Source organism: Kribbella monticola (genome assembly GCF_003261635.1).
Lineage (GTDB): Bacteria > Actinomycetota > Actinomycetes > Propionibacteriales > Kribbellaceae > Kribbella > Kribbella monticola.
Map to the genome: position 1 here is coordinate 490,112 of NZ_QFXK01000029.1, position 26,345 is coordinate 516,456.

The 26,345-nt window shown below is 67.9% G+C and carries 24 protein-coding genes and 1 riboswitch; of the genes, 7 read left to right on the forward strand and 17 right to left on the reverse strand.

The features are described from left to right. Positions 1-230: 230 nt before the first annotated feature. Positions 231-1,430 carry an arginine deiminase gene (locus DIZ26_RS16160; RefSeq protein ID WP_112242006.1) on the forward strand — a complete coding sequence of 400 codons (1,200 nt, stop codon included), beginning with the start codon at positions 231-233 and terminating at the stop codon, positions 1,428-1,430. 325 nt (positions 1,431-1,755) lie between these two features. Here the strand turns inward: DIZ26_RS16160 and DIZ26_RS16165 are convergent, their stop codons facing one another. From DIZ26_RS16165 to DIZ26_RS16175, 3 genes are all read right to left on the reverse strand, one after another. After that, on the reverse strand, positions 1,756-2,724 hold the full coding sequence (locus DIZ26_RS16165; protein ID WP_112242008.1) for a DUF5926 family protein: 969 nt from the start codon (positions 2,722-2,724) through the stop codon (positions 1,756-1,758). A gap of 59 nt (positions 2,725-2,783) precedes the next feature. After that, the gene (locus DIZ26_RS16170) at positions 2,784-3,200 is read right to left on the reverse strand and encodes an ATP-binding protein (protein WP_112242010.1); all 417 of its coding nucleotides are present in this window, start codon (positions 3,198-3,200) and stop codon (positions 2,784-2,786) included. A 225-nt stretch (positions 3,201-3,425) separates the two neighbouring features. Then, complete coding sequence (locus DIZ26_RS16175; RefSeq protein ID WP_232828375.1) at positions 3,426-4,295, reverse strand: glycerophosphodiester phosphodiesterase; 870 nt, start codon at positions 4,293-4,295, stop codon at positions 3,426-3,428. A gap of 152 nt (positions 4,296-4,447) precedes the next feature. On the opposite strand from DIZ26_RS16175, the gene DIZ26_RS16180 reads away from it, so the two are divergent. Next, the gene (locus DIZ26_RS16180; RefSeq protein ID WP_198676117.1) at positions 4,448-5,248 is read left to right on the forward strand and encodes an alcohol dehydrogenase catalytic domain-containing protein; all 801 of its coding nucleotides are present in this window, start codon (positions 4,448-4,450) and stop codon (positions 5,246-5,248) included. An 18-nt stretch (positions 5,249-5,266) separates the two neighbouring features. Further along, positions 5,267-5,425 carry a zinc-binding dehydrogenase gene (locus DIZ26_RS37885; RefSeq protein WP_198676130.1) on the forward strand — a complete coding sequence of 53 codons (159 nt, stop codon included), beginning with the start codon at positions 5,267-5,269 and terminating at the stop codon, positions 5,423-5,425. A 13-nt stretch (positions 5,426-5,438) separates the two neighbouring features. On the opposite strand, the gene DIZ26_RS16185 is transcribed toward DIZ26_RS37885, so the two are convergent. The 5 genes from DIZ26_RS16185 to DIZ26_RS16205 all read right to left on the reverse strand — a co-directional run bounded on the left by DIZ26_RS16185 (position 5,439) and on the right by DIZ26_RS16205 (position 10,058). Further along, the gene (locus DIZ26_RS16185; protein WP_112242012.1) at positions 5,439-6,776 is read right to left on the reverse strand and encodes an LLM class flavin-dependent oxidoreductase; all 1,338 of its coding nucleotides are present in this window, start codon (positions 6,774-6,776) and stop codon (positions 5,439-5,441) included. Beyond that, positions 6,773-7,513, reverse strand: a complete 741-nt coding sequence (locus DIZ26_RS16190; RefSeq protein WP_112242014.1) for an ABC transporter ATP-binding protein — start codon at positions 7,511-7,513, stop codon at positions 6,773-6,775. Before DIZ26_RS16190 ends, DIZ26_RS16185 begins: the two co-directional genes overlap by 4 nt. After that, entirely contained in the window at positions 7,489-8,343 is an 855-nt protein-coding gene (locus DIZ26_RS16195) for an ABC transporter permease (RefSeq protein ID WP_112242016.1), read from the reverse strand. The genes DIZ26_RS16190 and DIZ26_RS16195 overlap by 25 nt, the downstream gene beginning before the upstream one ends. Further along, positions 8,340-9,422 (reverse strand): ABC transporter substrate-binding protein, encoded by a 1,083-nt coding sequence (locus tag DIZ26_RS16200; RefSeq protein ID WP_112242018.1) that lies wholly within the window; start codon positions 9,420-9,422, stop codon positions 8,340-8,342. The genes DIZ26_RS16195 and DIZ26_RS16200 overlap by 4 nt, the downstream gene beginning before the upstream one ends. Before the next feature lie 81 nt (positions 9,423-9,503). After that, positions 9,504-10,058, reverse strand: a complete 555-nt coding sequence (locus DIZ26_RS16205) for a flavin reductase family protein (RefSeq protein ID WP_112242020.1) — start codon at positions 10,056-10,058, stop codon at positions 9,504-9,506. Between the two features lie 392 nt (positions 10,059-10,450). Here DIZ26_RS16205 and DIZ26_RS16210 point away from each other — a divergent pair, with 392 nt between their 5' ends. Together DIZ26_RS16210 and DIZ26_RS16215 are read left to right on the forward strand one after the other, a co-directional pair. Then, positions 10,451-10,966 carry an RNA polymerase sigma factor gene (locus tag DIZ26_RS16210; RefSeq protein WP_232828377.1) on the forward strand — a complete coding sequence of 172 codons (516 nt, stop codon included), beginning with the start codon at positions 10,451-10,453 and terminating at the stop codon, positions 10,964-10,966. Continuing rightward, positions 10,959-11,528 (forward strand): methylated-DNA--[protein]-cysteine S-methyltransferase, encoded by a 570-nt coding sequence (locus DIZ26_RS16215; protein ID WP_112242024.1) that lies wholly within the window; start codon positions 10,959-10,961, stop codon positions 11,526-11,528. The genes DIZ26_RS16210 and DIZ26_RS16215 overlap by 8 nt, the downstream gene beginning before the upstream one ends. A 97-nt stretch (positions 11,529-11,625) precedes the next feature. Here the strand turns inward: DIZ26_RS16215 and DIZ26_RS16220 are convergent, their stop codons facing one another. The 6 genes from DIZ26_RS16220 to DIZ26_RS16245 form a co-directional block, all read right to left on the reverse strand. Then, positions 11,626-12,306: a class I SAM-dependent methyltransferase gene (locus DIZ26_RS16220; protein WP_112242026.1), complete on the reverse strand. Its 681-nt coding sequence runs from the start codon at positions 12,304-12,306 to the stop codon at positions 11,626-11,628. Between the two features lie 38 nt (positions 12,307-12,344). Then, entirely contained in the window at positions 12,345-13,706 is a 1,362-nt protein-coding gene (locus DIZ26_RS16225) for a purine-cytosine permease family protein (RefSeq protein ID WP_112242028.1), read from the reverse strand. Continuing rightward, positions 13,700-13,815: riboswitch (TPP riboswitch) on the reverse strand. It overlaps the preceding gene by 7 nt. A gap of 21 nt (positions 13,816-13,836) precedes the next feature. Beyond that, complete coding sequence (locus tag DIZ26_RS16230; protein WP_112242030.1) at positions 13,837-14,493, reverse strand: alpha/beta fold hydrolase; 657 nt, start codon at positions 14,491-14,493, stop codon at positions 13,837-13,839. Further along, positions 14,490-15,344, reverse strand: coding sequence for a hypothetical protein (locus DIZ26_RS16235; protein WP_112242032.1), 855 nt, complete (start codon positions 15,342-15,344; stop codon positions 14,490-14,492). The genes DIZ26_RS16230 and DIZ26_RS16235 overlap by 4 nt, the downstream gene beginning before the upstream one ends. Positions 15,345-15,407: 63 nt before the next feature. Next, on the reverse strand, positions 15,408-16,136 hold the full coding sequence (locus DIZ26_RS16240) for a DUF3152 domain-containing protein (protein ID WP_232828386.1): 729 nt from the start codon (positions 16,134-16,136) through the stop codon (positions 15,408-15,410). Between the two features lie 158 nt (positions 16,137-16,294). Next, entirely contained in the window at positions 16,295-17,488 is a 1,194-nt protein-coding gene (locus tag DIZ26_RS16245; RefSeq protein WP_112242034.1) for an ATP-binding protein, read from the reverse strand. 154 nt (positions 17,489-17,642) lie between these two features. Between DIZ26_RS16245 and DIZ26_RS16250 the strand changes: the two genes are divergently transcribed. Further along, positions 17,643-18,674 carry a GTP pyrophosphokinase gene (locus DIZ26_RS16250; RefSeq protein ID WP_112242036.1) on the forward strand — a complete coding sequence of 344 codons (1,032 nt, stop codon included), beginning with the start codon at positions 17,643-17,645 and terminating at the stop codon, positions 18,672-18,674. A gap of 1 nt (position 18,675) precedes the next feature. On the opposite strand, the gene DIZ26_RS16255 is transcribed toward DIZ26_RS16250, so the two are convergent. From DIZ26_RS16255 to DIZ26_RS16265, 3 genes are all read right to left on the reverse strand, one after another. Continuing rightward, complete coding sequence (locus DIZ26_RS16255; protein ID WP_112242038.1) at positions 18,676-19,659, reverse strand: ArsR/SmtB family transcription factor; 984 nt, start codon at positions 19,657-19,659, stop codon at positions 18,676-18,678. Positions 19,660-19,781: 122 nt separating this feature from the next. Then, positions 19,782-21,194, reverse strand: coding sequence for an MFS transporter (locus tag DIZ26_RS16260; RefSeq protein WP_112242040.1), 1,413 nt, complete (start codon positions 21,192-21,194; stop codon positions 19,782-19,784). A gap of 46 nt (positions 21,195-21,240) precedes the next feature. Continuing rightward, positions 21,241-25,137, reverse strand: coding sequence for a S8 family peptidase (locus DIZ26_RS16265; protein ID WP_112242042.1), 3,897 nt, complete (start codon positions 25,135-25,137; stop codon positions 21,241-21,243). 158 nt (positions 25,138-25,295) lie between these two features. Between DIZ26_RS16265 and DIZ26_RS16270 the strand changes: the two genes are divergently transcribed. Then, the gene (locus DIZ26_RS16270) at positions 25,296-26,261 is read left to right on the forward strand and encodes a helix-turn-helix domain-containing protein (protein WP_112242044.1); all 966 of its coding nucleotides are present in this window, start codon (positions 25,296-25,298) and stop codon (positions 26,259-26,261) included. Positions 26,262-26,345: the final 84 nt, after the last annotated feature.

Below are 26,345 nucleotides of genomic sequence, written 5' to 3' on the forward strand. Positions count from 1 at the left end.
GTTCGGGACCCCCTCACGGCGTCCTCTTGACCACAATCCTGTCGGCGCCGCCGGGGCAGAACATCGGCCACCTGGCCGATATCCGCCGGCCCCTGGCCGACCTCGCGCCCGCGAATTGGAGATCCGGCAAAATTGTCGGACAATCAGACAGAATCACGACGCCCGCGCGATTGCGGCAGGGCTGCCGTAGCTTGGTGGGACGATCCGGTGTCGGACGAGAGGGTAGGGGCATGACTGAGGCGTATGGCATCGACAGCGAGGTCGGGCCGCTGCGGACCGTGATGCTGCACCGGCCCGGGAACGAGCTCCGGCGGCTCACGCCACGCAACAACGACAAGCTGCTGTTCGACGGCATCCCGTGGGTCGGTCGCGCGCAGGACGAGCACGACGCGTTCGCCCAGGCGCTCCGCGACCGCAACGTCGAGGTGCTGTACCTCGGCGGTCTGCTGACCGAGGCCCTCGGCGACTCCGATGCCCGGACGGCCGCCGTCAACGGCGCCATCGAGGACCTCCGCCTCGGCGACACGCTCCGCGACTACCTCCGGAGGGCGCTGGCTTCACTCGACCCGGCCGCGCTCGCCGAGGCACTGATGGCCGGCGTCCGGAACGACGAGGTGCGAGCCGGGGGTCTGGTCACGTCGTTGCTGGCCGACGAGGACTTCCTGATCGACCCGCTGCCGAACCTGCTCTTCACGCGGGACTCGAGCGTGTGGATCTCCGACTCGGTCGCGGTCACGTCGCTGGCCATGCCTGCGCGGGTTCGTGAGACCCAGTTGACCGAGCTGATCTACAAGTACCACCCGCGGTTCGCCGGTGCGGACAAGGTCTACGACCACACACTCGAGCACGTCGAGGGCGGTGACGTCCTGGCCCTCGGCCCGGGCGTTCTGGCTGTCGGCGTGGGCGAGCGGACCACTCCGGCCGGTGTGGAGCGGTTGGCCCGGCGCGTTTTCGCCAAGGGGCTCGCGCACACCGTGCTCGCCGTGCCGATCGCCCAGCAGCGCGCGACGATGCACCTGGACACCGTCTGCACGATGGTCGACGTCGACGCGGTGCTGATGTATCCGAACATGGCCGAGGAGATGCGCGCGCTGGCCGTCACCACCGACGGCGAGGAATTGCACGTCGCGGAGCCGGAGCCGTTCCTGGTCGCGGCCGCGAAGGCGCTCGGCATCGACACGCTCCGGCGGATCGACACCGGCCTCGACCCGGTCACCGCGGAACGCGAGCAATGGGACGACGGCAACAACACCCTCGCGCTGGCTCCCCGGGTCTGCATCGCCTACGAGCGCACGGTCGAGACCAACGCCCGCCTCGAGGAGTCCGGCATCGAGGTCATCCGCATCTCCGGCTCGGAACTGGGCTCCGGCCGAGGCGGCCCCCGCTGCATGTCCTGCCCCATTCTCCGAGACCCCCTCGCCACCCCCTGACAAACCCGCCACTCGCCCGACGTACCGGCTACGACCGGCGCTGAGGGGGATGTGAGATCGATTTCAGGGGGCGGTGAAGGGCTCGACACGCGGAGTGAAATCGGGGGTTGTCGTCGGGGCGGGTTATGAGTACTCTTCATGCCTAGGCCCAGGCCCTGTTGCTCCCCCGTCAGCAGGACTTGGGCCGTCCACGTAACAGAGGGCCCCTCGCCCGAAGCGAGGGGCCCTTTGTCTTGTCCTGACGGATCGTGGTGCTGGCCCTGTCCTAGCGGATCGTCAGGTGCCGGCTCTGGCTTGTCCCGTCAGGTGCCGGCTCTGGCTTGTCCTAGCGGATCGTGAGCTGGCGGCTCGCCAGGCCGGCACGGGCGGCGCGTTCCTCGGTGGTGAGCGGCGCTTCGGTCGCCAGCGCCTTGTCCAGCGCCGCCGCGAAGTCCGCGACCGGCTTCTCCAGGTCGGCGGCCTCGGCATCGGCCGGCAGTTCCCAGACCGGAGCCAGTACGCCGAGGGCGCGGAAGGAGCCGATCAGGCGGCTGCCCTCCACCAGCGACGACGATCCCGCGGCGTGCAGGCGCGCCAGCGCGTCGAGCAGCGTGTCCTCCGAATGCGGGAGCACCCAGCGCAGGTACCGCCGGTCGCCGATCTGCGTCCAGTACGCCGCTTCGACGGACTCCAGTCGCACGGTCGGAGCAGCAGCCGCGTTAGCCCGCTCCAGCCCGGCGGCAACCTCGCCGGTCGGGTCCTCGACGTTCTCACCGATCCAGTAGTCGAAGCCGTCGTGCACCTTGACCTCGATCGGCTTCGAGGTGTCGATCAGGTCCTGCAACCGCGGGCCGTCCTTGAGCAGGTCGCCGAGCTGGATCGGGTTGCCCGGCTCGGTCTGCAGCGCAGCAGTGATCGCGTGGCCCAGGTCGCGGCTCGGGTCGCCGGTCGCGGCGTGGGTCTGCAGGCCGATCCAGATCGTCTCGTCGTCGCGGACCAGACCCGGCATCGCCATCGGCAGCAGGGTGACCAGGTTGACGGTGCGGCCCTTGTGCTCGCCGGTCAACGTGACCTCCGCCGTACCGGCCGGGACGATCTCGCGGAACGCGATCAGGTCGCACTCGGCCGGCAGCCCCTCGAACGGGCGGACCACGAAGCTGTCCGCCGCCTGGGCCTGCTCACGCCCGTGGCACTGCTTGAACCGCTTGCCGGACCCGCACGGGCAGGGTTCGCGTGGGCCGACGTCGGCGAGGTCGGCCGGATCCAGCGTGAGGGTCGTGGTGTTCTTGGCGCGGTTGCGCGACTTCTTTCCCATGCCCGCAGTCTTGCAGGATCTCCGGCCGGGCAGTTAGTTCAGCCGGGAACGACGGTAGTTCAGCCGGGAACGACGGCGAAGACGGTACGCCGGGTGGCCGCCGTCCGGACGCCCCATTCCGAGCTGAGCACGTCGACGATCGCCAGGCCGCGGCCGCCGATCGATTCCGGGTGCGCTTCGCTGACCCGGCGCGGCTCGGTGTCGCCGCAGCCGTCGGTGACCTCCAGATGGATGCCTGCCTTGTCGATCCACCAGGTGGCCCGGACCTCACCGGCCGGCAGCGCGGGTGCGTAGCGGATGGCGTTCGAGAGCAGCTCGGACAGCACCAACTGCGCGTCGTCCAAGGCATTCCCGGCGACCCGGTACCGCTTCAGATAGCCGGCCAGACGGCGGCGGGCATCCGCTACCGCGGACACTTCGTGCGGCAGTACGACGTCCACAACACTCACGTCGGCGGGCAAGGTCGCAGAGGACAAGCAGGGTCTCCTCAGTCAATGGAACAGCACTCAGACATCTGCCCCCGATCCGGTCGGTGAAAACACCCTTTGGTATTCCGTTACACAGTGGCGCTTCAGATCACACGTTTAGCAAAGAAACTGAGATATAAGCAGCGAAATGGAACGTACAAATAACCCATTGCATTCACTTGATCACACAGCAGAACCGTTGGCGCCGGTGGTTCAGGTACGCTCCGCAACCGGTTAGCGGCGGGTCCGCAGCCGGTCCTTGAGCGTCTTGCGCTGCTCGGGCTGCGCGGAGGGGCCGTCCGCGGGGTTCTCCGCGAGGATCTCGAGGGCCAGCTCCGGGCGGTCGCTGATGATGGCGTCGACGCCGATGTCGCGGCAGTGCCGGACGTCCTGCTCGGTGTTCACCGTCCAGACGTGCACCTGATGTCCGTGCTTGTGCGCGCGATCGACGTACTCCGGGTGCGCGGTGACGATCTCCAGACTCGGGCCCGCGTACGAGACGCCGGTCGGCAGCGAGCCGTCGCGGAACCGCAGCGGCACGCGATCCATCAGCAGCACGGTCCGCAGGCCGGGCGCGAGCACCCGCATCCGGCGCAGCGACAGCCAGGAGAAGCTCATCACCCGCACCGGCGACTCCGAGCCGACCTTGGGGTGCGCCCAGCCGAACCGGTCGAGCATCTCGATCAGGCGGCGTTCCACCAGGCCGGCGTACCGGGTCGGGTGCTTGGTCTCGATCGCCAGTTCCAGCGGGCGGCCGGCGTCGTGCACGGTCGCCAGCAGCTTCTCCAGCGTGAGTACTTTGGTCATGTCCGAGTCGGGCAGCTCGGCCTCGTCGTCCAGCTCCGCCCACGGATTCTTCCACGAGCCCCAGTCGAAGCTGTCGAGTTCCTCGAGGCTCATCGTGGACAGCACGCCGCTGCCGTTGGAGGTCCGGTCGATCCGCCGGTCGTGTACGCAGACCAGATGACCGTCGGCCGTGAGCCGGATATCGCACTCGAGCCCGTCCGCCCCCGCCTCTACCGCCCGGCGGTACGCCGCCAGCGTGTGCTCGGGACTGACCTCACTCGCGCCACGATGGGCCACCACTGCTGGGCGTTTCCCCATACCGAGAACTCTGGCACGTCGCCGCCCGGCCCGAATACAGCCACGCCTGACTTGTGGGAAACCGATTACACGGGCAACCCACTCGTGCACGCCGCGTTCCCGACACAGCGCCCGCAACCGGGTGTGCAGATGTCGTGCGTGACGATGTGGAGATGAAGATGCGGGCGGTGGTGCTGGAAGGGCCGGTGGCGGCTGGGGAGTTGCGGGTTTCCCGGGTGGACGTGCCGGAGCCGGAGGCCGGGTGGGTGCGGATCAAGGTGGAGGCGTTCGGGCTGAACCGGTCCGAGTACCACCTGCGAGCCGGACTGGCGACCGGGGCGAAGTTTCCGATCATCCCGGGGATCGAGGCTGCTGGGACCATCGACCTGGCGCCGGGTGGCGAGTTCACGCCCGGGCAGCAGGTGGTCGCGATGATGGGCGGGATGGGCCGGCAGTTCGACGGCGGCTATGCGGAGTACACCGTCGTGCCGGCCACCTCGGTGATTCCGGTGCAGACCGACCTCGACTGGGCGACGCTCGGCGCACTCCCGGAGATGTTGCAGACAGCCCATGGATCGCTCCACACCGGCCTGGGGATCCAGCCAGGGCAGACGTTTTTGGTGCGTGGCGGCACGTCTTCCGTAGGCGTCGCGGCGGCTGTGCTCGCGAAGGACTTCGGGCTGACCGTCCTCTCGACCAGCCGCAATGCAGGCCGGCTCGACCTGCTGCGGGACCTCGGCGTCGACCATCCGGTGCTCGACGACGGAAACATCGCCGACAGCGTACGGAAAATCGTTCCGGAAGGCGTCCAAGCGGCGCTCGAACTGGTCGGCACGAACGTTCTGCCGGACACTCTCAAGGCAACGGCGGTCCACGGCACGGTCTGTTTCACCGGCATGCTGAGCGACGCGTGGACGATCCCCGACTTCTATCCGATCGGCTACCTGCCGAACGGCGTCCGGCTGACCGCGTAAGGCCGTCAGAGCAGCGACCTGCCGCCGGAGGCCTTCCAGCGGTACGTCGACCTCGTCGCGGCCGGCCGGTTGCCGATCCGGATCGACCGCGTCTTCGCGATGGAGGAGATCGCCGAGGCCCACCAGGTGATGGAAGCCGGACAGGCCGTCGGCAAACTCGTCGTCCGCGTCAACTGAGCGGGCCGGCTGGTCAGGCTGTTGCCTCCTGCAACAACTTGGTCCGGCCGGGCGGGCGCGGCAGGTTGTAGTGGTCGCGGAGGGTCGTGCCGGTGTACTCGATGCGGAAGAGTCCCCGGTGCTGGAGGATCGGTACGACGTGATCGGTGAAGGCTTCCAGACCGGACGGCAGGACAGCTGGCATGATGTTGAACCCGTCGGCGGCACCGGCGTCGAACCACTCCTGGATCGCGTCGGCCACCTGTTCCGGCGTACCGCTGAAGGTGCGGTGGCCGCGACCACCGCCGAGCCGGCCGATCAGCTCGCGGACGGTCAGCTTCTCCCGGCGGGCCAGCGTGACGATCAAGGTGTAGCGACTCTTCGCCCCTTCGATCTCGTCCTCGTCGGGCAGGTCGGCCGGCAACTGCTGGTCCAGCGGCAGGTCCTCGGGCTTCAGCTTGAGCGTCTTCGCCAACTGGTCGCGGGCGTACTCCGGGCGGATCAGCTCGTCCAGCTCGCGTTCGAGCCGCAGCGCCTCCTCGACCGTGCCGCCGATCACGGGGACGATGCCCGGCAGGATCTTGATCCCCTCGGGATCCCGCCCGACGGCCGCGGTACGGGCCTTCAGGTCGGCGTAGAACTCCTGCGCATCCGCAAGCGTTTGCTGTGCGGTGAACACAGCTTCGGCGTACCGCGCCGCCAGGCCCTTGCCGTCCTCGGATGAGCCGGCCTGGACGATCAGCGGGTGGCCCTGCGGGGAGCGCGGCAGGTTCAGCGGACCGCGGACCTGGAAATGCCGGCCGACATGGTCGATCGGGTGCACCTTGTCGTTGTCGCCCCAGACCCCGGACTCCTTGTCGGCCAGGGTCGCATCGTCCTCCCAGGAGTCCCACAGTTTGTAGGCGACCTCGAGGAACTCGGCGGCCCGGTCGTACCGTTCGGCGTGCGCGGGCTGGTCGGCCAGGTTGAAGTTCTTCGCCGCCTCCGGTCCGGCCGTGGTGACCACGTTCCAGCCGGCCCGGCCCCCACTCACGTGGTCCACGCTGGCGAATCGCCTGGCCAGGTTGAACGGATCGTTGTACGTCGTGGAGGCCGTCGCGATCACCCCGAGCTTCGAGGTCACCGCGGCGATTGCCGTCAGCAACACCGTCGGTTCCAGCGAACCGGCCGGACGCCGACCGACGTTCCCGAACAGCACCGGCGAGTCGGCGAAGAAGATCGAGTCGAACTTCCCGCGCTCCGCGATGCGGGCGAGGTTCTGGTAGTGCGTGACGTCGGTGTTCGCGAGCGGGTTGCTCTCCGGCAGCCGCCACGATGCCTCGTGGTGACCGGTACTCATCAAGAACGCGTTCAGGTGCAACTGCCGGGTCATAGCGATACTCCCAGGGCATCGAGGAGGCGGGAACGGACAGCGGCGAATCCGGGATCCGCCGGCGAGCGAGGCGTCGACAACTCGATCGTCTCGGTCGCGACGATGCGACCCTCGTCGAGCACGATCACCCGATCGGCAAGCACAATCGACTCGTCGACATCGTGGGTGACGAGCAGTACGGCGGGTTGGTGCGCGGCGCAGAGCTTGCGCAGGAGCGCGTGCATCTTCAACCTGGTAAGGGCATCCAGCGCACCGAACGGCTCGTCCGCCAGCAGCAGCTCCGGTTCACGAACCAGCGACCGCGCCAACGCGACGCGCTGCTGCTCACCGCCGGAAAGCTCACTCGGCCACGCGTTCTCACGCCCTTCGAGCCCCACCTCGGCAAGGCTCTTGCGCCCGCGCTCCTCAGCGCCGGACAACCCCAGCACCACATTGTCGAGAACACGGGCCCACGGCAACAATCGCGAATCCTGGAAAACCACAGAAACGTTCTCCGGTACGACGAGGTCGCCGCTGCCCGCCACACCGTGGTCCAGCCCGGCCAGTGCCCTGAGCAACGTGCTCTTGCCGGAGCCGCTCTTTCCCAACAGGGCAACGAATTCACCGGGTTTGATGGAGAGGTCGAGCTCGTCGAGCACCACCCGGTCGGCGTACCGGCGTACCAGGTTGGTCACTTCGACCGCGACCGTCGCGTCGCGGGTCAGGGTCGTCGTCAGTCCGCCAGTGTGCGTCGCCATGTCAGCGCCTTCCTCTGAATCAACCGGACAGCACCGTCGGAGAGCAGCCCGAGCACCCCGTAGAGCACCAGCCCGACGATGATGATGTCGGTCTGTCCGTAGGTGCGGGCCAGCTCCATCATGTAGCCGATTCCGCTGGTGGAGTTGATCTGCTCGACCACTACCAGCGACAGCCAGGCAGCGGTCACCGCGAACCGGAGTCCGAGCAGAAATCCCGGCAAGGCACCCGGCAACACCACCTTCCGCACGAACTCCCAGCGCGAAAGGCCGACGGTTTGCGCCAATTCGACGTACCGGCTGTCGATCGTGCGCAGGCCGTTGTGGGTGTGCAGGTAGATCGGCACGAAGACGCCGAGCGTGATCGTGGTGATCTTCATCGATTCGCCGATGCCGAGCCAGAGGATCAGCAGCGGCAGCAGCGCGAGGGACGGGATCGCCCGCTTGATCTGGATCGGCCCGTCGAGGATCGCTTCACCGACCCGGCTTAGGCCGGACAGCAACGCGAGGACGACGCCCAGCGCGATGCCAAGGCCCAGACCGGCTGCTGCGCGCTGGGTCGACGTCAGCAGGTTGGACTGCAGCCGGCCGTCAGCGAGCAGGTCGCCGGTTGTGGTGACGACCGTCCACGGCGCCGACAGCACCCGCGGATCGAGCCAGCCGACGGCCGATCCGATACTCCAGATCGCCAGCAGCAGAACGGGTCCGATGGCCGCGCCGAATCTGATCGGCTTCCCCGGGCCGAGCCGGCGCCGCCGTCGTACAGGCCGGGTGGCAACGGTCGCGCGCTCTTCGGCCCGTACGCCGGTGAGCGTCGCCAGCTGGCCGCTCATCGGCCGGCTCCGGTGGCCTTGATGGCATCGGCTGCCACCGATTGGAAGCGCAGGTCGTACAGGTCGGCGGCCTTGATCACCGGTTTGCCGAGCTCGGCTGCCAGCAGGTCGATCGTCTCCTGGTGCCGGGCGATCGCGTCGCTCCAGTTGGCGCTGATGTCGGGACGTCCGGCGTTGTCGACGAGCCACTGTCCGTCGGCGGCGGTGAGGCCCTGGTCCTTCACGTAGTACCCGGCGATCCACTCCTTCGGGTGCTTGTCGATCCAGTCCTGCGCCACACCCCAGGCGGCGACATATGCCCGGATTGCTGCCGCCTTGCCCGCGTCCTCCAGCGACTCGGTCTGCACATACAGGTGACCAGCGTCGTCCCGCAGGCCGTGCTGGATCGTGGTCCCGCCGTCCTTGCCGTACTTCGTCAGGTACCGCTTGATCTGTACGCCGCCGATGGGGGCGACCTCGACCTGCTTGGCCGCCAGCGCATTCGTGTACACGTCGCCGGTGCTGGGCAACTCAACGAGCTTGACGTCGTCCTTGGTCAGGCCGGCCTTCTTCAGCACCTTGAGCACCAAGGCGCCCTGCGCCTGGCCGGGACTGAAGGCGATCTTCTTGCCGCGGAGATCGGTCAGCGTCTTCACGTTCACGCCGGGCGCGACACCCAGTTCGTAGATCGGGTGCTTGATCGGGTCCTGCCGGAACTTGGAGGCGACGATCTTCACGTGCAGCCCGGTCCAGGTGGCGTGGATGGACGGGATCTCGGCGACCGAGCCGACGTCCAGCGCGTGTGCCCGGAAGGCCTCGATCGTCTGCGGACCGCCGCTGATGTTGGCGAACTGGACGAACGACGAGACCTTGTCCAGTTGGCCGGACAGCTCGAGTGCCTTCTGGGTGGTCGGATCGCCGACGACGATCTTGGTGCCCGCGGGGACGGTGGTCGGCAGGGCGGCGTCGAGGGCGAGCTTCGGGCCGGTGCCGGCCTTGGCGTCGCCACCGCAGCCGGCGAGCACCAATGCGGCGGCTGCGGCGATCGCCGCGATCGCGCCGGCGCGCAGTCTTCTGCGGGTGTTTCGGGTGGTGGACATGACGGAGTCCCTCTCAGATAAGGCGCTGACAGAAAGGTCGAGGTGAGGTCGGCCGACCGACGTGCTGTGGTCGGCGCGAAGTCAGGCTGAGCGGTTGGTCGTGGCGTAGCGGCCGTCGTGGTAGAGCAGCGGGTCGTGTTCGCGGCGCTCGGCGTGGGTGGCGAGACGGGCCACGACGATGTGATGGTCGCCGACCGCGAACCGATGCTCGACGAGGGCGCGCAGGTAGCTCGGAGCGTCGTCCAGGACGGGCTCACCGGTCCGCAGCCGCGACCAGCGGGTCGGTTCGGCGAACCGGTCGATGCCGCTGGTCGCGAACCGGCCGGCGATGTCGTGCTGCTCGGCGTCGAGGAAGTGGATCACCAGGCTGGTCGCCTTGCTGACCGTCGGCCAACTGGACGCCGTGGTGGCGATCGAGAAGGACACCAGCGGCGGCAACAGGCTGACCGACACCAGCGAAGTCGCCGTGAAACCGACCGGGCCGTGGCCCGAGTCGGCGGTGATCACCACGACGCCGGCGGCATGCCGGCGGAAGACAGAACGGAAGACGTTTGCGTCGACGGTCTTCTCGTCGAGGCGGTCGGGCACCACGGAAAGCCGGGTGTTCTGGGCAGGATCGAGCGCGTGAACGGACATGTCTCTCCCTCGGACGGGGCAGGGACGACCGGCAGCGGACAGGCAGGGGGCACCGCGACCGGGCGAAGGGATGTCAGCCGGCCGGAACGGGCCGCTGTACGGCGTACGGGCTGGAGCGGGTGGCTCGGAGGCGGCCCGGTCCAGCAGGTGTCAGCGACAGGTGGCGCTGGAGGTGCGCATCTGGTCGATGACGCGGCGGCGGGTGAGCAGACAACTGACCAGCACCGGCAGCGGAGCGCCGCCGTGAACCCGGGCCGAAGTCGTCGTCATGTCAGTAACTGTCTCATCAAAGTCGACTGAATAACTAGACAATCTCGCCATCCGAAACACCTGCCCAAATTTGCCCGCTTCGTGGGACACCGTGACGGCCGGGTGGCTCACAGGATTGGGGGGTGGTGCGTTCTACTGGCGTGATGGTTTCGGAGCAGGTGCAGCTGCCACCCTTCCAGGCGCTGATCGACGAGCACTGGCGGGACGTGATCCGGCTTGCCCGGGCGCTGGCCGGCGCGGTCGACGGCGACGACGTCGCGCAGCGCGCTTGGGAGAAAGCGTTTGCGGCGTACCCGGCACTGAAGTCGGCGCGGAATCTGCGCAGCTGGCTGCTGACCATCACGGCCCGCTGCGCCACCGACCTCCATCGCGCCCGCAAACCGCAGACGCCACTCGACGACGCGCCGCCGATCGCCGTAACCGGACCGGACGCCGACGACTGGCCCGACCCCGACCTCTGGCGAGCCGTGAACGAACTACCTGAACGACAACGGCTCGCCGTCACGCTGAAGTACGTCGGCGACCTGGACCACCACGGCGTGGCCGCCGCTCTGGACACCACGCCTGCCGCATCCCGCCGACTCGTCAGCGATGCGCTCACCACCTTGCGCGACAAACTCGGAGTACACCATGTCTGATCTCGAGAGCCGGCTGAGCCGCCTCGCCGTCCCTGCCAACGCCAGGCCGCCCGTCCTGCCCACCGCCGACGTCGCCTACGCCTTGCACGACACCCCGATCGGCACGCTGCTCCTGGCCGTTGCCGGCGGCCGCGTCGTCGCCAGCTCGTTCGGTGACGAGGAGACCTTGACGACCCGGCTGGCCCGGGCGATCTCCCCCCGCGTACTACGTCAGCCGGGTGCCCTGGACGACGTACGCCGCCAGCTGGACGAATATCTCGACGGGCGGCGGCACTCCTTCGACCTGCAAGTGGACCTGACGCTGGCCAGCCCGTTCCAGCGACTCGTCCTGAGCGACCTGCCGCTGCACACCAGCTACGGCCACACCACGACGTACGGACAGCTCGCGGGCGAGATCCACAAACCGAAGGCGGCTCGGGCAGTCGGTACGGCGCTCGGCGCGAACCCGTTGTGTGTCGTCCTGCCCTGCCATCGGGTGATCGGCGCGAACGGAAACCTCACCGGATACGCGGGCGGCCTGGAAGCGAAGCGTTTTCTGCTGAACCTTGAATCGAAAAGCTGAGTTTTCGATCGGCGCCGGAGCGACATTTACACTCGTCCGACAAGAAGAGGCAGGCCCCTAGTGTGGAGTGGGGACCTGCCTCTTCTTGCTCACTTCATCAGTTGTTGGCCGGTTGGTGGATTTCCAGGATCAGCCGGCGGCGGCCGCCCCAGTCGCGTTTGTAGACCTTGAAGTCCTCGACACCGGCGGCGGCACAGAGACGGCCGTAGCTGGCTTCATCGTGGATGAAGTGGACGCTGCTGGTGCCGAAGTGTTCGGTCGTGACGATCCGGTGTTCAGGGCCCTGGCGGATGCCGTTGGCGATCTCGGACGCGGTGGCGGGTCCCCAGATCGGACCCTCGATGACAGCGAGGCCGCCGGGGCGGAGTACGCGGCAGATCTCCCAGATCGTGGACATCTGCTCGTCCTCGGCGAACAACTCGTGGAAGGCGGTCCACAGGCAGATCACCGCGTCGAAGGAGTCCGACTTGTACGGCAGGTCGGTCATCGAGCCGATCGCCCAGTCGATCGAGAGTTCCTCCTCGGCGGCTTTCGCCCGGCCGGCCTCGATCAGGTTCGGGGCGATGTCGAGGGCGCGGACCACCTTGCCGGCGCGACGCAGCGGCAGGCTGATGCGGCCGTAACCGCAGCAGAGATCCAGTACCGACTCGCGACCCACGAGGAGTTCCTCGACGGCCTTGACGACGGCGGCGTCACGTTCGGGCGTGGTGCGACTGGCTAGCCCCTCGACACCGAGTTCTTCGTACTCGGCCCGGCTGCGCAGTGCAGAGTTCAGCATTGCGCAAGTATCCCGGCACTGCTGGGTCACTGTCAGTATCAGGTGCCAGATCGAGACCCGACCGCTTCCTTGCGCCCGATCCGGCCGAAGACGACGGCGGCCAGCATCGACACGACGATGGACGTGTACGTCGCGCCGAGCCAGCCCGGAACCGCGTGTCCGTTGAAGATCTTGCCCTGCAGGTCCAGCCAGAACGGCGACCAGCCGTCGACCGTGCCGGGGTTGACCAGCTGGTAGGCAACGAAGCCGAAGACCCAGGCGACCGTCGGCTGCCAACGGAACCGGGCGGTGTCGGAGACGTCCCAGCGCATCTTGCTGACCACGAAGAAGTCGGCGATAGCGACCGCGAACAAGGGGATGAAGACGGAGCCGATCAGGTAGAGGAACTGCGTGTAGTTGCCCAGGTCAACCAACAACGCGAGACCCGTCGCGAGTACGCCGATGGCGACCGAGATCCAGCGTCGGTCGATGTGCCCGATGAGGTTGTGGGCGGCCATCGTGGTGGAGTAGACGTTCGCGTACGCCTCGTCGACCTCGTCCACCAGCAGGACGAACAACGCGATCGCGCCGGCCGGCAAGGTGACCAGCGCCGTGATCACGTCGGTGCTGTTGGTCTGCAGGGTGGCGACGGCGAGCACACCCAACGCGTAGTACACGATCGCCGCAAGGCCGTAGCCGAGCGCGGAACCTCCGAAGGCCGCCTTGTTCGTGCGCGAGTGACGCGTGTAGTCCGCGGCGAGCGGCGCGAACGAGACGACGCCCGCGGCTGCGAGGTCGACGGCCGGCCAGAAGCCGAACACCTCGTCCTGCGGCAGGGAGTGCACCGGCTTGCTGAGCACCGCGACGAACAGGTAGATCGACGCGATCAGCACCAGCCAGACCATGAACTTCCGCAGCAGTTTCACGCTGCCCAGCGGGCGAACCGCCATCACCGTGGCGATCGCGCCGGCCAGCAGCACGAACACCCAGCGCCAACGGTCGCTGGTCACCGCGACCGCGGCCTGCGAGATCACGATGATCTCCATCGTCGCCCAGCCGACGTTCTGCGCGATGTTGAGCACCGTCGGCGCCATCGAGCCGCGCCGGCCGAACAGCCCGCGCAGGCAGGTCATCGCCGGCGCACCGGTCTGCGAACCGAACACGGCAGCGCCACCGAGCACTAGGGCGCCGATCCCGCAGCCGACCACAACGGCGAGCAGACCCTTGACCAGCGAGCCTGTGTACGCCGCGACGAGCGCGCCCGTCACCGGTCCGAACAGCGAGATCCCGAAGTTGCCCCAGAGCGTGAACTGGTCGAGGAAGCCCAGAGTGCGCGGGGCATCCGTGGTGAGGACGAGCGGCGCCTCGGTCGTGCTCTGGGCATCACGACTGTGTGCATTGGGCATGGCAGTTGTGGTCATCGTGACCTGCTCCCTACGCCGGCATTACCCGGTCAGGTTCATGCGGTCGGCGACCCTGCTTGTCGCCCTCTCAGCCCGCAATACGGTGCGAGCTCCCGCGGAGGTTTGTTACCGCGTCAACGATAACGCGTCAGTCGCTTTGTATACACCTGCGGATGTACGCGGCCAGCTCCGGCCCGTTGGTGAGCACCGGCATATGTGACCCACTTGGCAAGGTCCAGGCCTCGCCGGACGACTTGTCGGCCACCTCTTGGACCCACTGTGGCGGCGCGAGCCGGTCGTGCTTGGACCGTACGACAACGGTCGGCGTCCGCAGATCCGCCAGGGCGGCAGCCAGATCGTAGTGCCGCGCCGCCGCTATCGCCCGTGCCATCGAGGGGAAGCCGGTGCGGAAGTACTGTCGTGCAAGCGTCGGCACCAGGCGCGGCGGGTCCCAGACGGCCGAAGCCATCCAGCGAGCGGCCAGGGCCGGCCACGTGGACATGTTGCGGTCCCCACTCGGTCCGACCAGTACTAGCGCCTTCGCCAGCTCCGGGTGAGCTATAGCCGCGGCTACTACGATCTGGCAGCTCGCCGAGTGACCTACTAGGACGACGGGGCCCTCTTTGATCCGTACTGCGAGGCGCTCGGCCAGCGCGGAGGTGCTCAGATCAACGCCCCGCGGTGCGCGTTCGCCGTACCCGGGCAGCGTCACTACCTCGTACTGTGTGTCCAGGTACTGCACTGTGGGCGCGTAGGACTCAGGCCCGAGTCCCAGTCCGGGCACCAGGACTACTGGGGTCGTCATTCCCAGGGTGGGCGGTCGGGAGCCGCTTGCACGACTGGGTTCGGCACTGCCGGCTTCAGCTCGCGGTACCCGAGTGCGAAGCCGACTGCCAGCATCAGCAGCCCAGTGCCACCCCAGCCGTACGCCGTGGGTAGGCGGTCCAGTGAGTCGTCGACGGCCCCCATCCCGGTCGACAGCACCATCACGAACCACACCAGCAGGGGAATGAGCGAGACAGCGACCAGGCCGAGGCCGATCAGCTCTATCGGATCCGGCTCGTTGCCTGCCCCGTTATCTACCCCGTTGCCTGCCTCGCGGACGGTCTTGCGGCGGTTCAGGAAGTCGCGCAGCCACATGCCGAGTGCGGCCAGGCCGACCAGGACGGTCAGCAGCTGGCCGATGGTGTCGATGACATCCGTGCGCAGTGGGTGGTTCAGCGGTGAGCCGGGGAGCTGGGCGATCTCCCGGATCGACACCCGCTGGATGGAGATGACCAGGAGTCCGTAGACGGCCGCGATCACGGCAGCGAGCAGAACGACCCGGGCAGCGCGAGGATCACGCCGTACCGAGCGCTGCTGGTCGCGCCCGTACGTCGGTAGCTCGTGCGGCTGTGGGTGTGCGGGCGGACCGTACGGACTGCCGGGACGGTAGCCGGGTGGCTGGGAGTAGCCGGGGGCGACGGGGTACTGCTGCGGTGGTTGCTGACCCGGGTACTGCGGTGGTTGCTGACCCGGGTACTGCGGTGGTTGCTGGCCGGGCGGGGCGGAGTACGGGCTGTTGCTGCCGTATGGGACGGGGGCGGCGTAGTGCTTCTGCTCCGGCTCGTCGGGGTCGTCGCCACGCCCGTAGGTGGGGAACTCCGGTGACGACATCGCTGCTCCCTCGACTCGACCCTCGCTGGTGCCTGCTGGTCTCAGGTTCTCACGGCGGAGGCGTCAGGTGGCTTTGATGGTCGGCCAGGCGTTCGGGAGGCAGCCGGCCAGTCCCTTGGTCTGCTGCAGCATCACCGGGGCGGGCGTGTTCTTCTGCGCGCAGGTGGAGTGGCCGTGGCCGAGCGCGTGGCCGACCTCGTGGTTCACCAGGTAGCTGCGGTAGAGGTCGACCTGGCCGGCATACGCCGGTACGGCGTACATCCAGCGCTTGGCGTTCAGCACCACGCGATCCTCGACCCGGCACGAGACCTCGCCGCCGGTGACGAGCGGCAGGCAGAGCTTGTCGGTCAGCGTCGGCGTGGCGAGGATGATCCGCAGATCCGCATCGGGTTTGTCGGTCCGCTCGAAGCTGACCGGATGAATCGCCTGCCAGCCGCGCGGATCGGTCAGCGTCCGGTGGATCGTCGCCGCGACCGCCGCCCCGTCGACCGACAGCCCTTCCTCGATCTCGACGCGATAGGTCAGCTTCTCCCGCACGCCGTTCGCCTTGCTGAACCCGCCGACCACAGCAAGCCGCCCGGTCGACACAGTGACGTTCGGCTTCGCCCCCTTCGGCAAGGTAGGTGCCGGCCGCAACGGCGTCGTAAACGTTGCCGTCGGCCCCTGACCAGGCGCCACCTTGGGCTCCTCGACCGGCGCACCAGCAACCCGCCGCTCATCCGCTGCAAACTGCGAGGCCAGATTCTGCTGCCGCCCAGTCTCCGGATGCACCACCATCACCACACCCAACACAGCCAACGCAGTAACCGAGAACCACTGCGCCCGATAGGACTTCCTCCGACTGTGCCGCGCCCCACGCACACCGCCCCCAAGACGCTGCCCCCTCCGCGCGATACCCACCCCCCGACCCTACCGACCCCAAACCGTTACCTAAACCTTGGACGTGGATATCAGGCTGTGCGGGTGCGGAGGAATTTGCCGAAGTGGGGGACGGTGAAGGCTACTGTGCCGCGTTCGGCGGAGAAGACGAGGCCTTTCTTGATCAGGCCGTCTCGGGCGGGGGACAGGGATTGGGGTTTGCGGCCGAGAGTGGTGGCTACTTCGGCGGTGGGGACGGGGCCGTCGTCGACGCCGATGCCTAGTTCGGCCATGGCTCGCATGTATTCGCGTTCGGCCGGGGTGGCGCGTTCGTAACGGGAGCCGAAGAAGCCGACGGTGAGTTCGCGCGACGCTTCCGGGGCTGCGACGGCGACGTCCTTGATGGTGATGGGGCTCGCCGGAGCGTGGTCCCAGGTGGCGTGGGCGAAGGCTTGGACGAAGTACGGGTAGCCGTCGGTCTGCGCGTACAGCTCGTCGAGCGCCTCCTCGTCGTACATCACGTCCTCGCTCTCCGCCGGCACCATTAGCGCGCGGTCGCAGGCTTCGCGGGCGAGGCGGTCGACTCGGACGTAGCGGAAGAGGCGTTCGGAGTACGACTTGGAGGCGGACAGTACTGCGGGCAGGTGCGGCAGGCCGGCGCCGACGACGACCAGCGGCGCGCTCTGCTGCGAGATCTCGTGGCAGGCGGCGCACAACGCGGACAGGTCGTCGGCACCGATGTCCTGCATCTCGTCGATGAACAATCCGACGCCGACGCTCAGATCACCGGCGAGGTCGGCCGCGTCGGTGAAGAGTTCGATCAGGTCCATCTCGAGGTCGCCGGAGTCGGCTCGGCCCTTGGCGGCGGCGACGTCCACCGGTGGGTGCCAGCGGATTCCCTTGCGGTCGTTCTGGGCGGTGCGGAGCGCGAAGGCCTTCAGTACGGCGCTGAACTGGTCGACCCGTTCGTCGTCGCGGTGCCGGTGCCCGAGTTCGCGCATCGCGGTGTGCATCGCCTGCGCGATCGGCAGCCGGATGCTCTGGTCGGGGCGCGCCTCGATCTTGCCCGTGCCCCAGGCGCGCTTGATGGCCTGGCTGCGCAAGGTGTTCAGCAACACTGTCTTGCCGACGCCGCGCAGCCCGGACAGCACCAGACTCCGCTCGGGCCGGCCGGCGGCGACGCGTTCGAGCACCACCTCGAACTGGCGTACTTCGGTGTCGCGACCGGCCAGCTCAGGAGGCCGCTGACCGGCGCCGGGCGCGTAGGGATTCCGGATCGGATCCATGCATTCCACTCTATGAGCGCGTCTAGCGTTTTCCTTAGATTGACCTAGCCACCCCCAGAGCGTGTCGCTTCTCTGTCAAAGACCACCTCTATCTACCCTTTTCCCTAGATTCCCCTAGACGCCAATATCAACCCTTAGCCGCTAAGGTCTGCGCATGGGCGGGGTTGAGGTGCGGGAGTGGACCGTGCAGGCCGCTGGGCAGTACGAGCGGACGCATCAGCAGTACGTCGGTGGTGCGCGGAAGCTGGAAGCGCTGATCAACGAGCTGATCGGTGAGGAAGAGGGCATCAACTACCTCTCCGCGACCGCCCGGGCGAAGGATCCCGAGTCGTTCCTGGCGAAGGCGTCGAAGCCGCATCCGGACGATCCCACCCGGCCGAAGTACGACGATCCGCTGAACCAGATCACCGACCTGGTCGCGGCCCGGATCATCACCTTCCTGGTCGAGGCTGTCGACCGGGTCTGCGAGGTGATCGAGTCGGAGTTCGAGATCGTCGAGCACACCGACATGGGCGCGCACACCCGGGCGCAGGGCGCGTTCGGGTACGCGAGCAAGCACTACCTGGTCCGGTTGAACGCGCATCGGCGAGAGCTGCCGGAGTACGCCGTACTGAAGAACCTGACGATGGAGATCCAGGTCCGTACGGCGGTCCAGCACGCGTGGGCCGAGTTCGAGCACGACATCCGCTACAAGCTGGACATCCCGCCGGATCGCAAGCCCGAGTTCGACCGGCGGTTCCTGCTCGCGGCCGCGTTGATGGAGCTGGCGGACAACGAGTTCGCCGAGATCGACAAGCTGTACCGCGAACTGGCCGCCGCCGAGCCCGACGCGGCGCCGATGGACCTCACGACGTCGACCCTGACGACGTACCTGACCAGGCGCTACCCGGATGCCCCGCACGCGAAGACGAACCACTACGCCTGGATCCTCGGCATCCTGGCCAAGATGGGAGTCACCACGGAGGAGCAGCTGACAGAGCTGCTCAGGGGGATCGACAGCGCGGCAGTGCAGGCCGCGATGACGCACCGCTTCCCAGCAGGGACCGTACGCCGTCTCGACGACGACCTGCTGGCTGCGAAGGGTCTTGAGTACGTGGACCTCTTCCCCGAGGAGGAGCGCCGCCAGAAGATCCTCCGCGGTCGCTACAAGGCTCTCGTCCGCAGCGGCCTCCTAGAAAGCCAGTAGCTCAGCGCGGCCCCGGGTTCTGCCGCAGCAGGGCTGCTCCCAGTGGAGTCAGGACGTGCAGCAGCGTGGCCAGGTGGCGTCGAGAGGTGATGAGCCCGCTGTCGCGCAGTACGGTCAGGTGATGGCTCGCCGTCGGTGCACCGATGCCGACGCGGCGGGCTATCTCGCCGGTGGTCAGCCCCTCACTCGTCGCCTGGAGGACCGCGGCCCTCGTCGTACCGAGCAGTGCGGCTGTCGACGGCTTGGGCGGCTCCGTCTCGTCGCTGTCTGCCTTGTTGAGCAGGGGATAGCTCAGCATCGGTGGTAGCTCGTCGTCGGCCAGTGCGACCGGGTAGTGCCAACAGAAGTACGACGGGGAGAGCAGTAGGCCGCGGCCGGCCAGATGGAGAGTCCTGTCGTACGGGTACTGCACCTCGAGTACTGGGTACTGCCAGCGCATCAGCGGCCAGAAGCTCTTGAGCAGCTGGTCGACGCCGCCGCGCATCAGCGCACGCGATCGCAGCGCCCTGTCAGCCGCGACTGCTGCTTGGATGCTCTCGTCGTGGGGCTCGATCACCTTGTGGTGGTAGGTCCGCAGGGCTGTGTCGAGTTCGGTCCGCATCTCGCCGGCGGCGAGCCGCTTGCCCCAGGAAGGGACGTGGTGCACGAGGGCCAGCGTCTTCAGTTCGCGGGTGACGCGTTCCGACGGCGTGGCGAGGACCGCATCTATGCCGGCGTCGAGGCCTTCCAAGGCAGCGGGTGGGGTGAGGAAGTCGGGGAAGTAGGCCGCTCGGGGGAAGAGGGGCAGCAGGAGGTCGTTGACCATTCGCTGCAGATCCTGGTCGGCCAGTGCTTCCTGGGTGGACCGGTACCAGTGCGCGTACGCCCAGCGGCCGCGGCGGGTCTGCAGGCGGTCGAGGCTGTTGGTGATCTCCCAGAGCGGATCCGGCGTACCGGCGAGGCGAACCCTGGTCAGGTCGCGCTCGGTGAAGATGATCCGCAGCATCTCGTCCCCAGTCCTGCGCGTGTCGGCAATCCGTTCCTGATCGTGCCCGCTGCAGCCGCCGGATGCACCGCCTTTCGACTCAGATCGAAGCCGCGCCACCTCGGCCTGTCAAGAAGCCGGGTTCAGGACAGCTCGTCGGCGACTTTGGCAGCGGTCGCTCGGGCGAAGGCGGTGGTGGTGAGGAAACCGAGCAGCAGGACGAGCAGGCCGCAGGTGGTGATGATGTACCAGCAGAGGCGCGCGGCGGGGACGAAGCTGGTCTCGAAGGAACTGGTCAGGCGAGCGGTCAGGACGGTGCCGACGATCGCGACGCCGAGCGAGGCGCCCACCTGGCGACTGGTCGAGGCGATCGCGGCCGCGACGCCGGCCTGGGACAGCGGCATCCCGGAAACGGCCGTGTTGGTGATCGGCGCGTTCAGCATGCCGAAGCCGAGCCCGAAGATCAGGTACCCGCCGAGCAGCACCGGGGTCGCCGTACTGTCCGTGAGCCGCGACAGCACCAACCCGCTGACTGCCAGCATGGACCCGGCGATCACCAGCGGGATCCGCGCCCCGCGCGCTCCCACGATCCGCCCGGACAGCGGCGCGAACACGACCGTCATCGCGGCCATCGGCAACGTCAGCAACCCGGCATGCAACGCGGAGAACCCGCGAACGTCCTGTAAATAAAGGGAATTCAGGAACAAGAACCCCGAGAGCGCAGCAAACCCGGACACCGCGATCACCGTCGCCCCGGAGAACGGCAGACTGCGGAAGAACCGCGGATCGAGCAACGGTTCGCGCCGGCGCTGCTCGTAGAGCACGAGCGACACCGCAGCCGCCACGACCAGAACGAAGCAGCCAAGAATCAGCGGCGACGTCCAGCCCGCGGACCGTCCTTCGATGATGCCGTAGGTGAGCCCGACCAGCAGCAGGATCACCAACACCTGGCCGACCGGATCGATCCGGCGCGCGACGGCGGCCCTCGACTCCGGTACGAACAGCACGGTGAGCAGTACTGCGACCAGCGCGACCGGCACGTTGATCCAGAAGATCGACCGCCAGCCGGCCGTGTCGACCAGAACCCCGCCGACGACCGGCCCGACGGCCATGCTCAGCCCCACGACGCCGCCCCAGACCCCGATCGCCTGAGCACGTTCGCGCGGAGCCGTGAAGGTATTGGTGATGATCGACATGGCGACCGGGTTGAGCATCGACCCGCCGATCGCCTGCAGCATCCGGAACGCGATCAGCAGGTCGACGCTCGGCGCGAACCCGCACAACAGCGAGCCCAGCCCGAACAGCACCAGCCCAACCTGGAACGTCCGCCGCCGACCCACCCGGTCGGCGGTCGAACCGGAGACCATCAGCAGACTGGCGATCACCAGCGTGTAGGCGTCGATGGTCCACTGCAGTTTGGCCACCGAGGCACCCAGATCCGACCGGATCGACGGCAGCGCCAGGTTCACGATGGTCGAGTCGAGCCCGACGATGAACAGACTCAGACAACAGATGCCGAGCACCAGCAACCGCCGCCGCCGACCCAGTTCCGGCACCCGTTCAGCCTTCCGTTCGATATGAACGTTGAAGACTGTACAACTGTCAGCTGAGTCCGTAGCTGCGGTAGATGGTCTGCGAGACGGTGTTGCCGTTCAGATCGGTCGCGTCGACGTGCACCGTCACCGCCTGGGTCACCGCTCCCTTCAACGGCGTGAACAGCAGTACGTCGTACGCACCGGCGACCTTGCTCCCACGGGCATCCACCCAGGTCACACCGTCGTCGTAGCTGACCTTCACCTTCACGGACCTGAACGCTGCAGTCTTCGGATGCGCCGTCGCCTCGTAGTACGGCGTGATGCGCAGCGTGCTGAACCCGCGTCGCACCTTGTTGTTCGCATCCGTGTCCGCCTTGTAGCGCAGATACAGCAGTTGCTGCGGCGCACACGGCCCGTCGGGCGTCCCGTCACTCCAGTTGCGCAGGCACTCGGTGTTCCCCATGTCGGCGGAGGTGACCCGACCCGAGGTGAAGGTCCACTCGGTGTGCTGCTTCGCGCCGTACTTGTACATGAGCGCGGAAGCGTCCGCCGCCTTCGACAGATCCCAGTCCGAGACCAGCTTGTACTGCGCTGCTTCCGGCGGCAGCTCGTACGCCGTCGTGCCCTTGTACTGCGTCGGCGGGATCACCGTGCCGTCCCGCGACAGCGTGATCGTGCCGTTGGTGACGACGTTCGGAGACATGCTGAACGGGCTGCTGCTCGTGTACGCCGGCAGCACGTTCAGCGTGTTGTCGTACCTGCAGGCGAAGCACCAGCCCATGTGAGACAGGTTGGTCGACGCGGGCGGCACCGTTGCGGGACCGATCCCTCTCGGTGCGACCAGCCAAGTCTCCGGCGGCATCCAGCCGGTGCGCAGGGTGGTACGCAGCTCCTCGGTCTCGACCAGATCCTGGTTCACCGCCGCGCCGCGGACCCATTGCTGCCCCGGCTTGATCGGCCCGTAGAGCTCCTCGCGGGCACCCGGCAACTGCAGCATGCCCGGGTAGAGGAACAGCTGGAACTCCCAGCTCCGATCGAACTTGGAACCGACCTGCTCGACACCGGGCTTCGCCAGATCGGTCGGCTCGTCCGCGTGGTAGCTGGTGTTGATCCGGGCCAGTTGCCGGTCGGTGAAGCGGTAGTCGAGCTGGGCGGGGATGCTGCCCTGTTCGGTCATCGCGACGTGGTAGATGTACGGCGATACCGGCGTACCGACCACATTCACGGTGACCGGCCCGGCCGCGAGCAGCTTGCGGAGCTGGGCACCTTCGACGTTGTCGATACCGACCACCGGCAGGTACTTCATCACGCTGATCCCGGGGACTCCTTCACACACCGGCCCGGGTTCCTCCAGTACGCCGACGGCACCCGCCGCCTGGGCAGCTTGCAGATCCGGTTCCGTCAGTTCGCAGACCGTGCGAGTGCCGTCGCCGATGCTGCGCGTCATCAACACGAGCTTGCCGCGTAGTTTGCCGATCTCCGCAGGCTCGATCGACTCCCCGACGTCCACCACCGGAAGATGCCGATAGGTGCCCTTGAAGGTCTTCTCGCCGCCGAGGAAGTGCCAGTAGTTCGCGTTGAACCTCGTACCCCGGCCGTTGCGGCTGTCCACGGACAGCTCGACCGGCGTCTTCCCCCGCGTCGATTCGAACTTCAGGTACTGCGAACCGATGGTCACCGGCTTCGTCGGGCTGACGTACATCACGTCGTCGCCCCAGCCCGTGTTGGTGATCTCGGTGACCCAGTCCGACCGGTCGGCCGTCATCCGCTGGTACTTGAGACCGCCCGCCTGCTGCCGGCTGGGACGCTCGGTGCTGAAACGGATCGGCACAGCGTCCTTGTCGTCGAGGTTCAGGACGACCGGGCCGTTGACGTTGACCTCAGGCTGGTAGAGCGCAACGGCCTCCCGCCGCCGCGAGGCCAGCAGCCGGTTGGCGCCGGTGTTGATGCTCCAATGACCGGGAGTGAGCTCGAGCGTGATCGTTGCGGTGTGGGAGTCGCCCGAGGACGGCATCCACACGTCGATCAGCGGCGTACCGGGCTGGTCGAGGTTGAACGCCTGCACCCAGGCGCCCGTCTCCAGCTCACCGGTGGACTTGAGGTTGACCTGGACGGGGTAGGTGAACGGAGTACGCCGGAAGCCCACGGGCGTGCGCAGTTGCACGTCACCGGACGTGGCGACCACTGCACCGGAGTACAGGCCTTCTGCCAGGCCGGCGGGGTTCAGCGTGACGTCGAGTGTTGCGGAGCCGTGCGCTGGGACCGTCAACTGCGACGCCATGGTCAGGGCGCTCGCGGCGTCCACACCGATCGCACGGAGGGTGTGGCTGATCATCAGCGTCACGTCGCTCGCGGAGTCGTTGCGGTAGGTGACCTGCTTCTTGACGGCCTCGGTCTGGTTGTTGACCACCTTGGCGAAGTCGAGGTTGGTGGTCGTGCTGGTGACCTGCTGGCTGGTCGCGCGGACGAGGTCGACCCGGCCGGCGCCTTGCTCGAACGCGTTGTACCCGTCGTCCTTGCTCGACGCCATCAGCGCCGCCTTGAGCTCGGGGCCGGTCCAGTCCGGGTGCTCCTGCGCGAGGATCGCAGCCGCTCCGGCGACGTGGGGCGTGGCCATCGAGGTACCGGAGGCCGTCGTGTAGTAGTCGTCGACCGGCGAACCCATGGTGGTGCCGGCGGCTCGGGCAGCCACGATGTCGGAGCCAGGCCCTGCGATGTCCGGCTTGTCGACGCGGTCGTTGTAGGGCAACGGACCACGACTCGAGTAGGACGCCAGATGGTCGGCCTTGTCGACCGAGGCTACCGTCAGCGCGGCCTCGGCGACTCCCGGCGAACCGATCGTGGACTTGCCACCGGAGTTGCCCGCCGCGACGACGAACAAGGTGTTCGTGCTGGCGCTGAGCTTGTCGACGGCCAGGGCGCCGGGGTCCTGCGCCTCGTCGACCGGGGCCGGACCGCCGAGGCTGAGGTTGACGACGCGTGCACCTTGTGCCGCGGCCCACTCCATCCCGGCGATCACATCGGACTCGTCGCCGAAGCCGGTGTGGTCGAGCACCTTGCCGATCAACAGCGAGACATCGGGTGCCACACCTTTGTACTTCCCGCCCGAGGCAGCACCCGTTCCGGTGATGATCGAGGCGACATGGGTGCCGTGACCGAAGCCGTCGGCCACGCTCGGATCGCCGGTGAAGTTCTTCGAGACACTCACCTTGCCCTGCAGATCCGGGTGCGTCTCGTCGATGCCGGTGTCGAGGATCGCGACCTTGACTCCCTTGCCGGTGTACCCGGCGGCCCAGGCCTGCGGCGCGCCGATCATCGGCACGCTCCGGTCCAGCGTCGCCTGGACCTTGCGATCCAGCCACACCTTCGCCACCGATCTACTGAGCGCCGCCCTCCGGCCCGCGGCCGGTCGAGCTCCGATGGCTGCCCAGAACGCGGACGCCTGCGTCTTCGGCAACTTGGTCGCGGTGCCGTGCAGACTGGTCAGGTCGTGCGTCGGTGTGACTCCGGGCAACGCGTCGGCAGAGCCGCGCACCTTGGCCATCGGCAACGAACTCGCCATCTGCGTGATCAGCGGCAACGTGCTGTCGGCCGCATCCGCATACCCGTTGGCGGCCAGATAGCTCACGTCGAACAGCGTCGGATCGAGTACGCCGGACGCCAGATAGGGCATCGCGTCATCCGGTACTACGAGCGAGCGGTCCTTCTGCTGCCGGATCCGCACGATCGGCGTCGACCCGTCGGACCGCGTGGCCGCCGCCACCGACATCGCCGGCTCGCCCCCGGACGGGTCCGGAGTGAGCGTCACCTTGTCGCCGGTCAGCAGGGTCACCGTCGTCGGCGCGACGGTGATCCTGGTCCCAGCAGCAGCAACGGGGGCAGGAGTGGCGCTGGCAGGCAGCACGAGGGCACCGGCCAGCAGGACTGCGCCGGTCGCGAGCGGGAGGGATCGAGCACGATTCATGGGCGGACTCCTCAGGAGTTCATCCGATCAGGGCGTGCCGGGCACGCGCGGGGCGGATGCGTCGGCATTGCCGAGAGTCGCCGAGCGCGATCAACGCTGTAAAGACGTTCGCGGGACCGGTCTAGGCCATTGACCGCAATCGGCCATAGCCTGGGCCGATGCTGGAGAGTCTCGGGATCGGCCCCGCGGAAGAGCGGCTGTACGCCGATCTGCTCGCCAACCCCGCAAGCACCGCCGAGGAGCTGGCCGGCCGGCATCCGGACCTCCCCGACCTGCTGGCCTCGTTGCGGGCCGGCCGGCTGATCCGGGACGACGACGGTCTGCTCTCGGCCGTGCCACCCGCGCTCGCACTGCAGACCACCTTGGACGCGCAACGACTGGAGCTCGAGCGGGCCGCCGCCCGGGTCCGCGAACTGGATCGGTTGCACAGGGCAACACCGGACCCGTTCCGCCGCGCGCCGGTCGAGGTCGTGCCCGGCGAAGAGGCGCACGAGCGGCTCGGCGTCCTGCTCGCGGCGACGCAGCACGAATTGCGCGCGTTCGACACCCCGCCGTACGGCAAGGTGCTGGAGCCAGCGGACGCGGAGCCTGCGGTGATGTCGCTGCAGCGCGGCGTGCGGCAGCGCATCGTCTACGACCGCGCCGCCGTCGGAGAGCACGAGCTGGACACGATGCTGCCGGGACTGGCCGCGGGTGAGGAGGCGCGGGTCGTCGGCGAGCTGCCGTTGCGGCTGTCGATCTTCGACGACCGAGCGGCCGCTCTCCCGCTGCGGGTGGGCCTGGTCCAGACCGAAGGCCTGCTCCTGGTCTGGCCGAGCAGCCTGCTGGACGCTCTGATCGCGCTGTTCGAGCGGGTCTGGGACAGCGCGCTGCCGCTGATCCTGGACGAAACCACGACGGCCGGCGGCGAGGCCGATGACGACAGGACGCTGATCGCGCTGCTGGCCGCGGGGATGGGTGACCAGGCGATCGCCCGGCACCTCGGCATCAGCCTGCGGACGGTCGGCCGCCGGGTCCAGCGGGTACAGAACGACCTGAACGCGGCGACCCGGTTCCAGGCCGGTGTCGCGGTCGGTCTCCAACTGGCGGAACAGGGCCGCATCCACGGACCGAAAACGGTTTGACGGGCCCCTCGCGGGCGCGCCTAGGCTGGATGCATTCGCCTGGTCAGGTGTCTCGAAACCCCTCTATGCCTTCTTTGGGACGTC

Bases quoted from the DNA above. Each gene is read 5' to 3' on its own strand.
- DIZ26_RS16255 (WP_112242038.1), bottom strand. From the start codon at position 19,659: ATGCTGCGGATCATCTTCACCGAGCGCGACCTGACCAGGGTTCGCCTC.
- DIZ26_RS16180 (WP_198676117.1), top strand. From the start codon at position 4,448: ATGAAGATGCGGGCGGTGGTGCTGGAAGGGCCGGTGGCGGCTGGGGAG.
- DIZ26_RS16230 (WP_112242030.1), bottom strand. From the start codon at position 14,493: ATGACGACCCCAGTAGTCCTGGTGCCCGGACTGGGACTCGGGCCTGAG.
- DIZ26_RS16265 (WP_112242042.1), bottom strand. From the start codon at position 25,137: ATGAATCGTGCTCGATCCCTCCCGCTCGCGACCGGCGCAGTCCTGCTG.
- DIZ26_RS16195 (WP_112242016.1), bottom strand. From the start codon at position 8,343: ATGAGCGGCCAGCTGGCGACGCTCACCGGCGTACGGGCCGAAGAGCGC.
- DIZ26_RS16220 (WP_112242026.1), bottom strand. From the start codon at position 12,306: ATGCTGAACTCTGCACTGCGCAGCCGGGCCGAGTACGAAGAACTCGGT.
- DIZ26_RS16185 (WP_112242012.1), bottom strand. From the start codon at position 6,776: ATGACCCGGCAGTTGCACCTGAACGCGTTCTTGATGAGTACCGGTCAC.
- DIZ26_RS16215 (WP_112242024.1), top strand. From the start codon at position 10,959: ATGTCTGATCTCGAGAGCCGGCTGAGCCGCCTCGCCGTCCCTGCCAAC.
- DIZ26_RS16165 (WP_112242008.1), bottom strand. From the start codon at position 2,724: ATGGGAAAGAAGTCGCGCAACCGCGCCAAGAACACCACGACCCTCACG.
- DIZ26_RS16160 (WP_112242006.1), top strand. From the start codon at position 231: ATGACTGAGGCGTATGGCATCGACAGCGAGGTCGGGCCGCTGCGGACC.
- DIZ26_RS16190 (WP_112242014.1), bottom strand. From the start codon at position 7,513: ATGGCGACGCACACTGGCGGACTGACGACGACCCTGACCCGCGACGCG.
- DIZ26_RS16225 (WP_112242028.1), bottom strand. From the start codon at position 13,706: ATGACCACAACTGCCATGCCCAATGCACACAGTCGTGATGCCCAGAGC.
- DIZ26_RS16245 (WP_112242034.1), bottom strand. From the start codon at position 17,488: ATGGATCCGATCCGGAATCCCTACGCGCCCGGCGCCGGTCAGCGGCCT.
- DIZ26_RS16205 (WP_112242020.1), bottom strand. From the start codon at position 10,058: ATGTCCGTTCACGCGCTCGATCCTGCCCAGAACACCCGGCTTTCCGTG.
- DIZ26_RS16200 (WP_112242018.1), bottom strand. From the start codon at position 9,422: ATGTCCACCACCCGAAACACCCGCAGAAGACTGCGCGCCGGCGCGATC.
- DIZ26_RS16235 (WP_112242032.1), bottom strand. From the start codon at position 15,344: ATGTCGTCACCGGAGTTCCCCACCTACGGGCGTGGCGACGACCCCGAC.
- DIZ26_RS16175 (WP_232828375.1), bottom strand. From the start codon at position 4,295: ATGGGGAAACGCCCAGCAGTGGTGGCCCATCGTGGCGCGAGTGAGGTC.
- DIZ26_RS16250 (WP_112242036.1), top strand. From the start codon at position 17,643: ATGGGCGGGGTTGAGGTGCGGGAGTGGACCGTGCAGGCCGCTGGGCAG.
- DIZ26_RS16270 (WP_112242044.1), top strand. From the start codon at position 25,296: ATGCTGGAGAGTCTCGGGATCGGCCCCGCGGAAGAGCGGCTGTACGCC.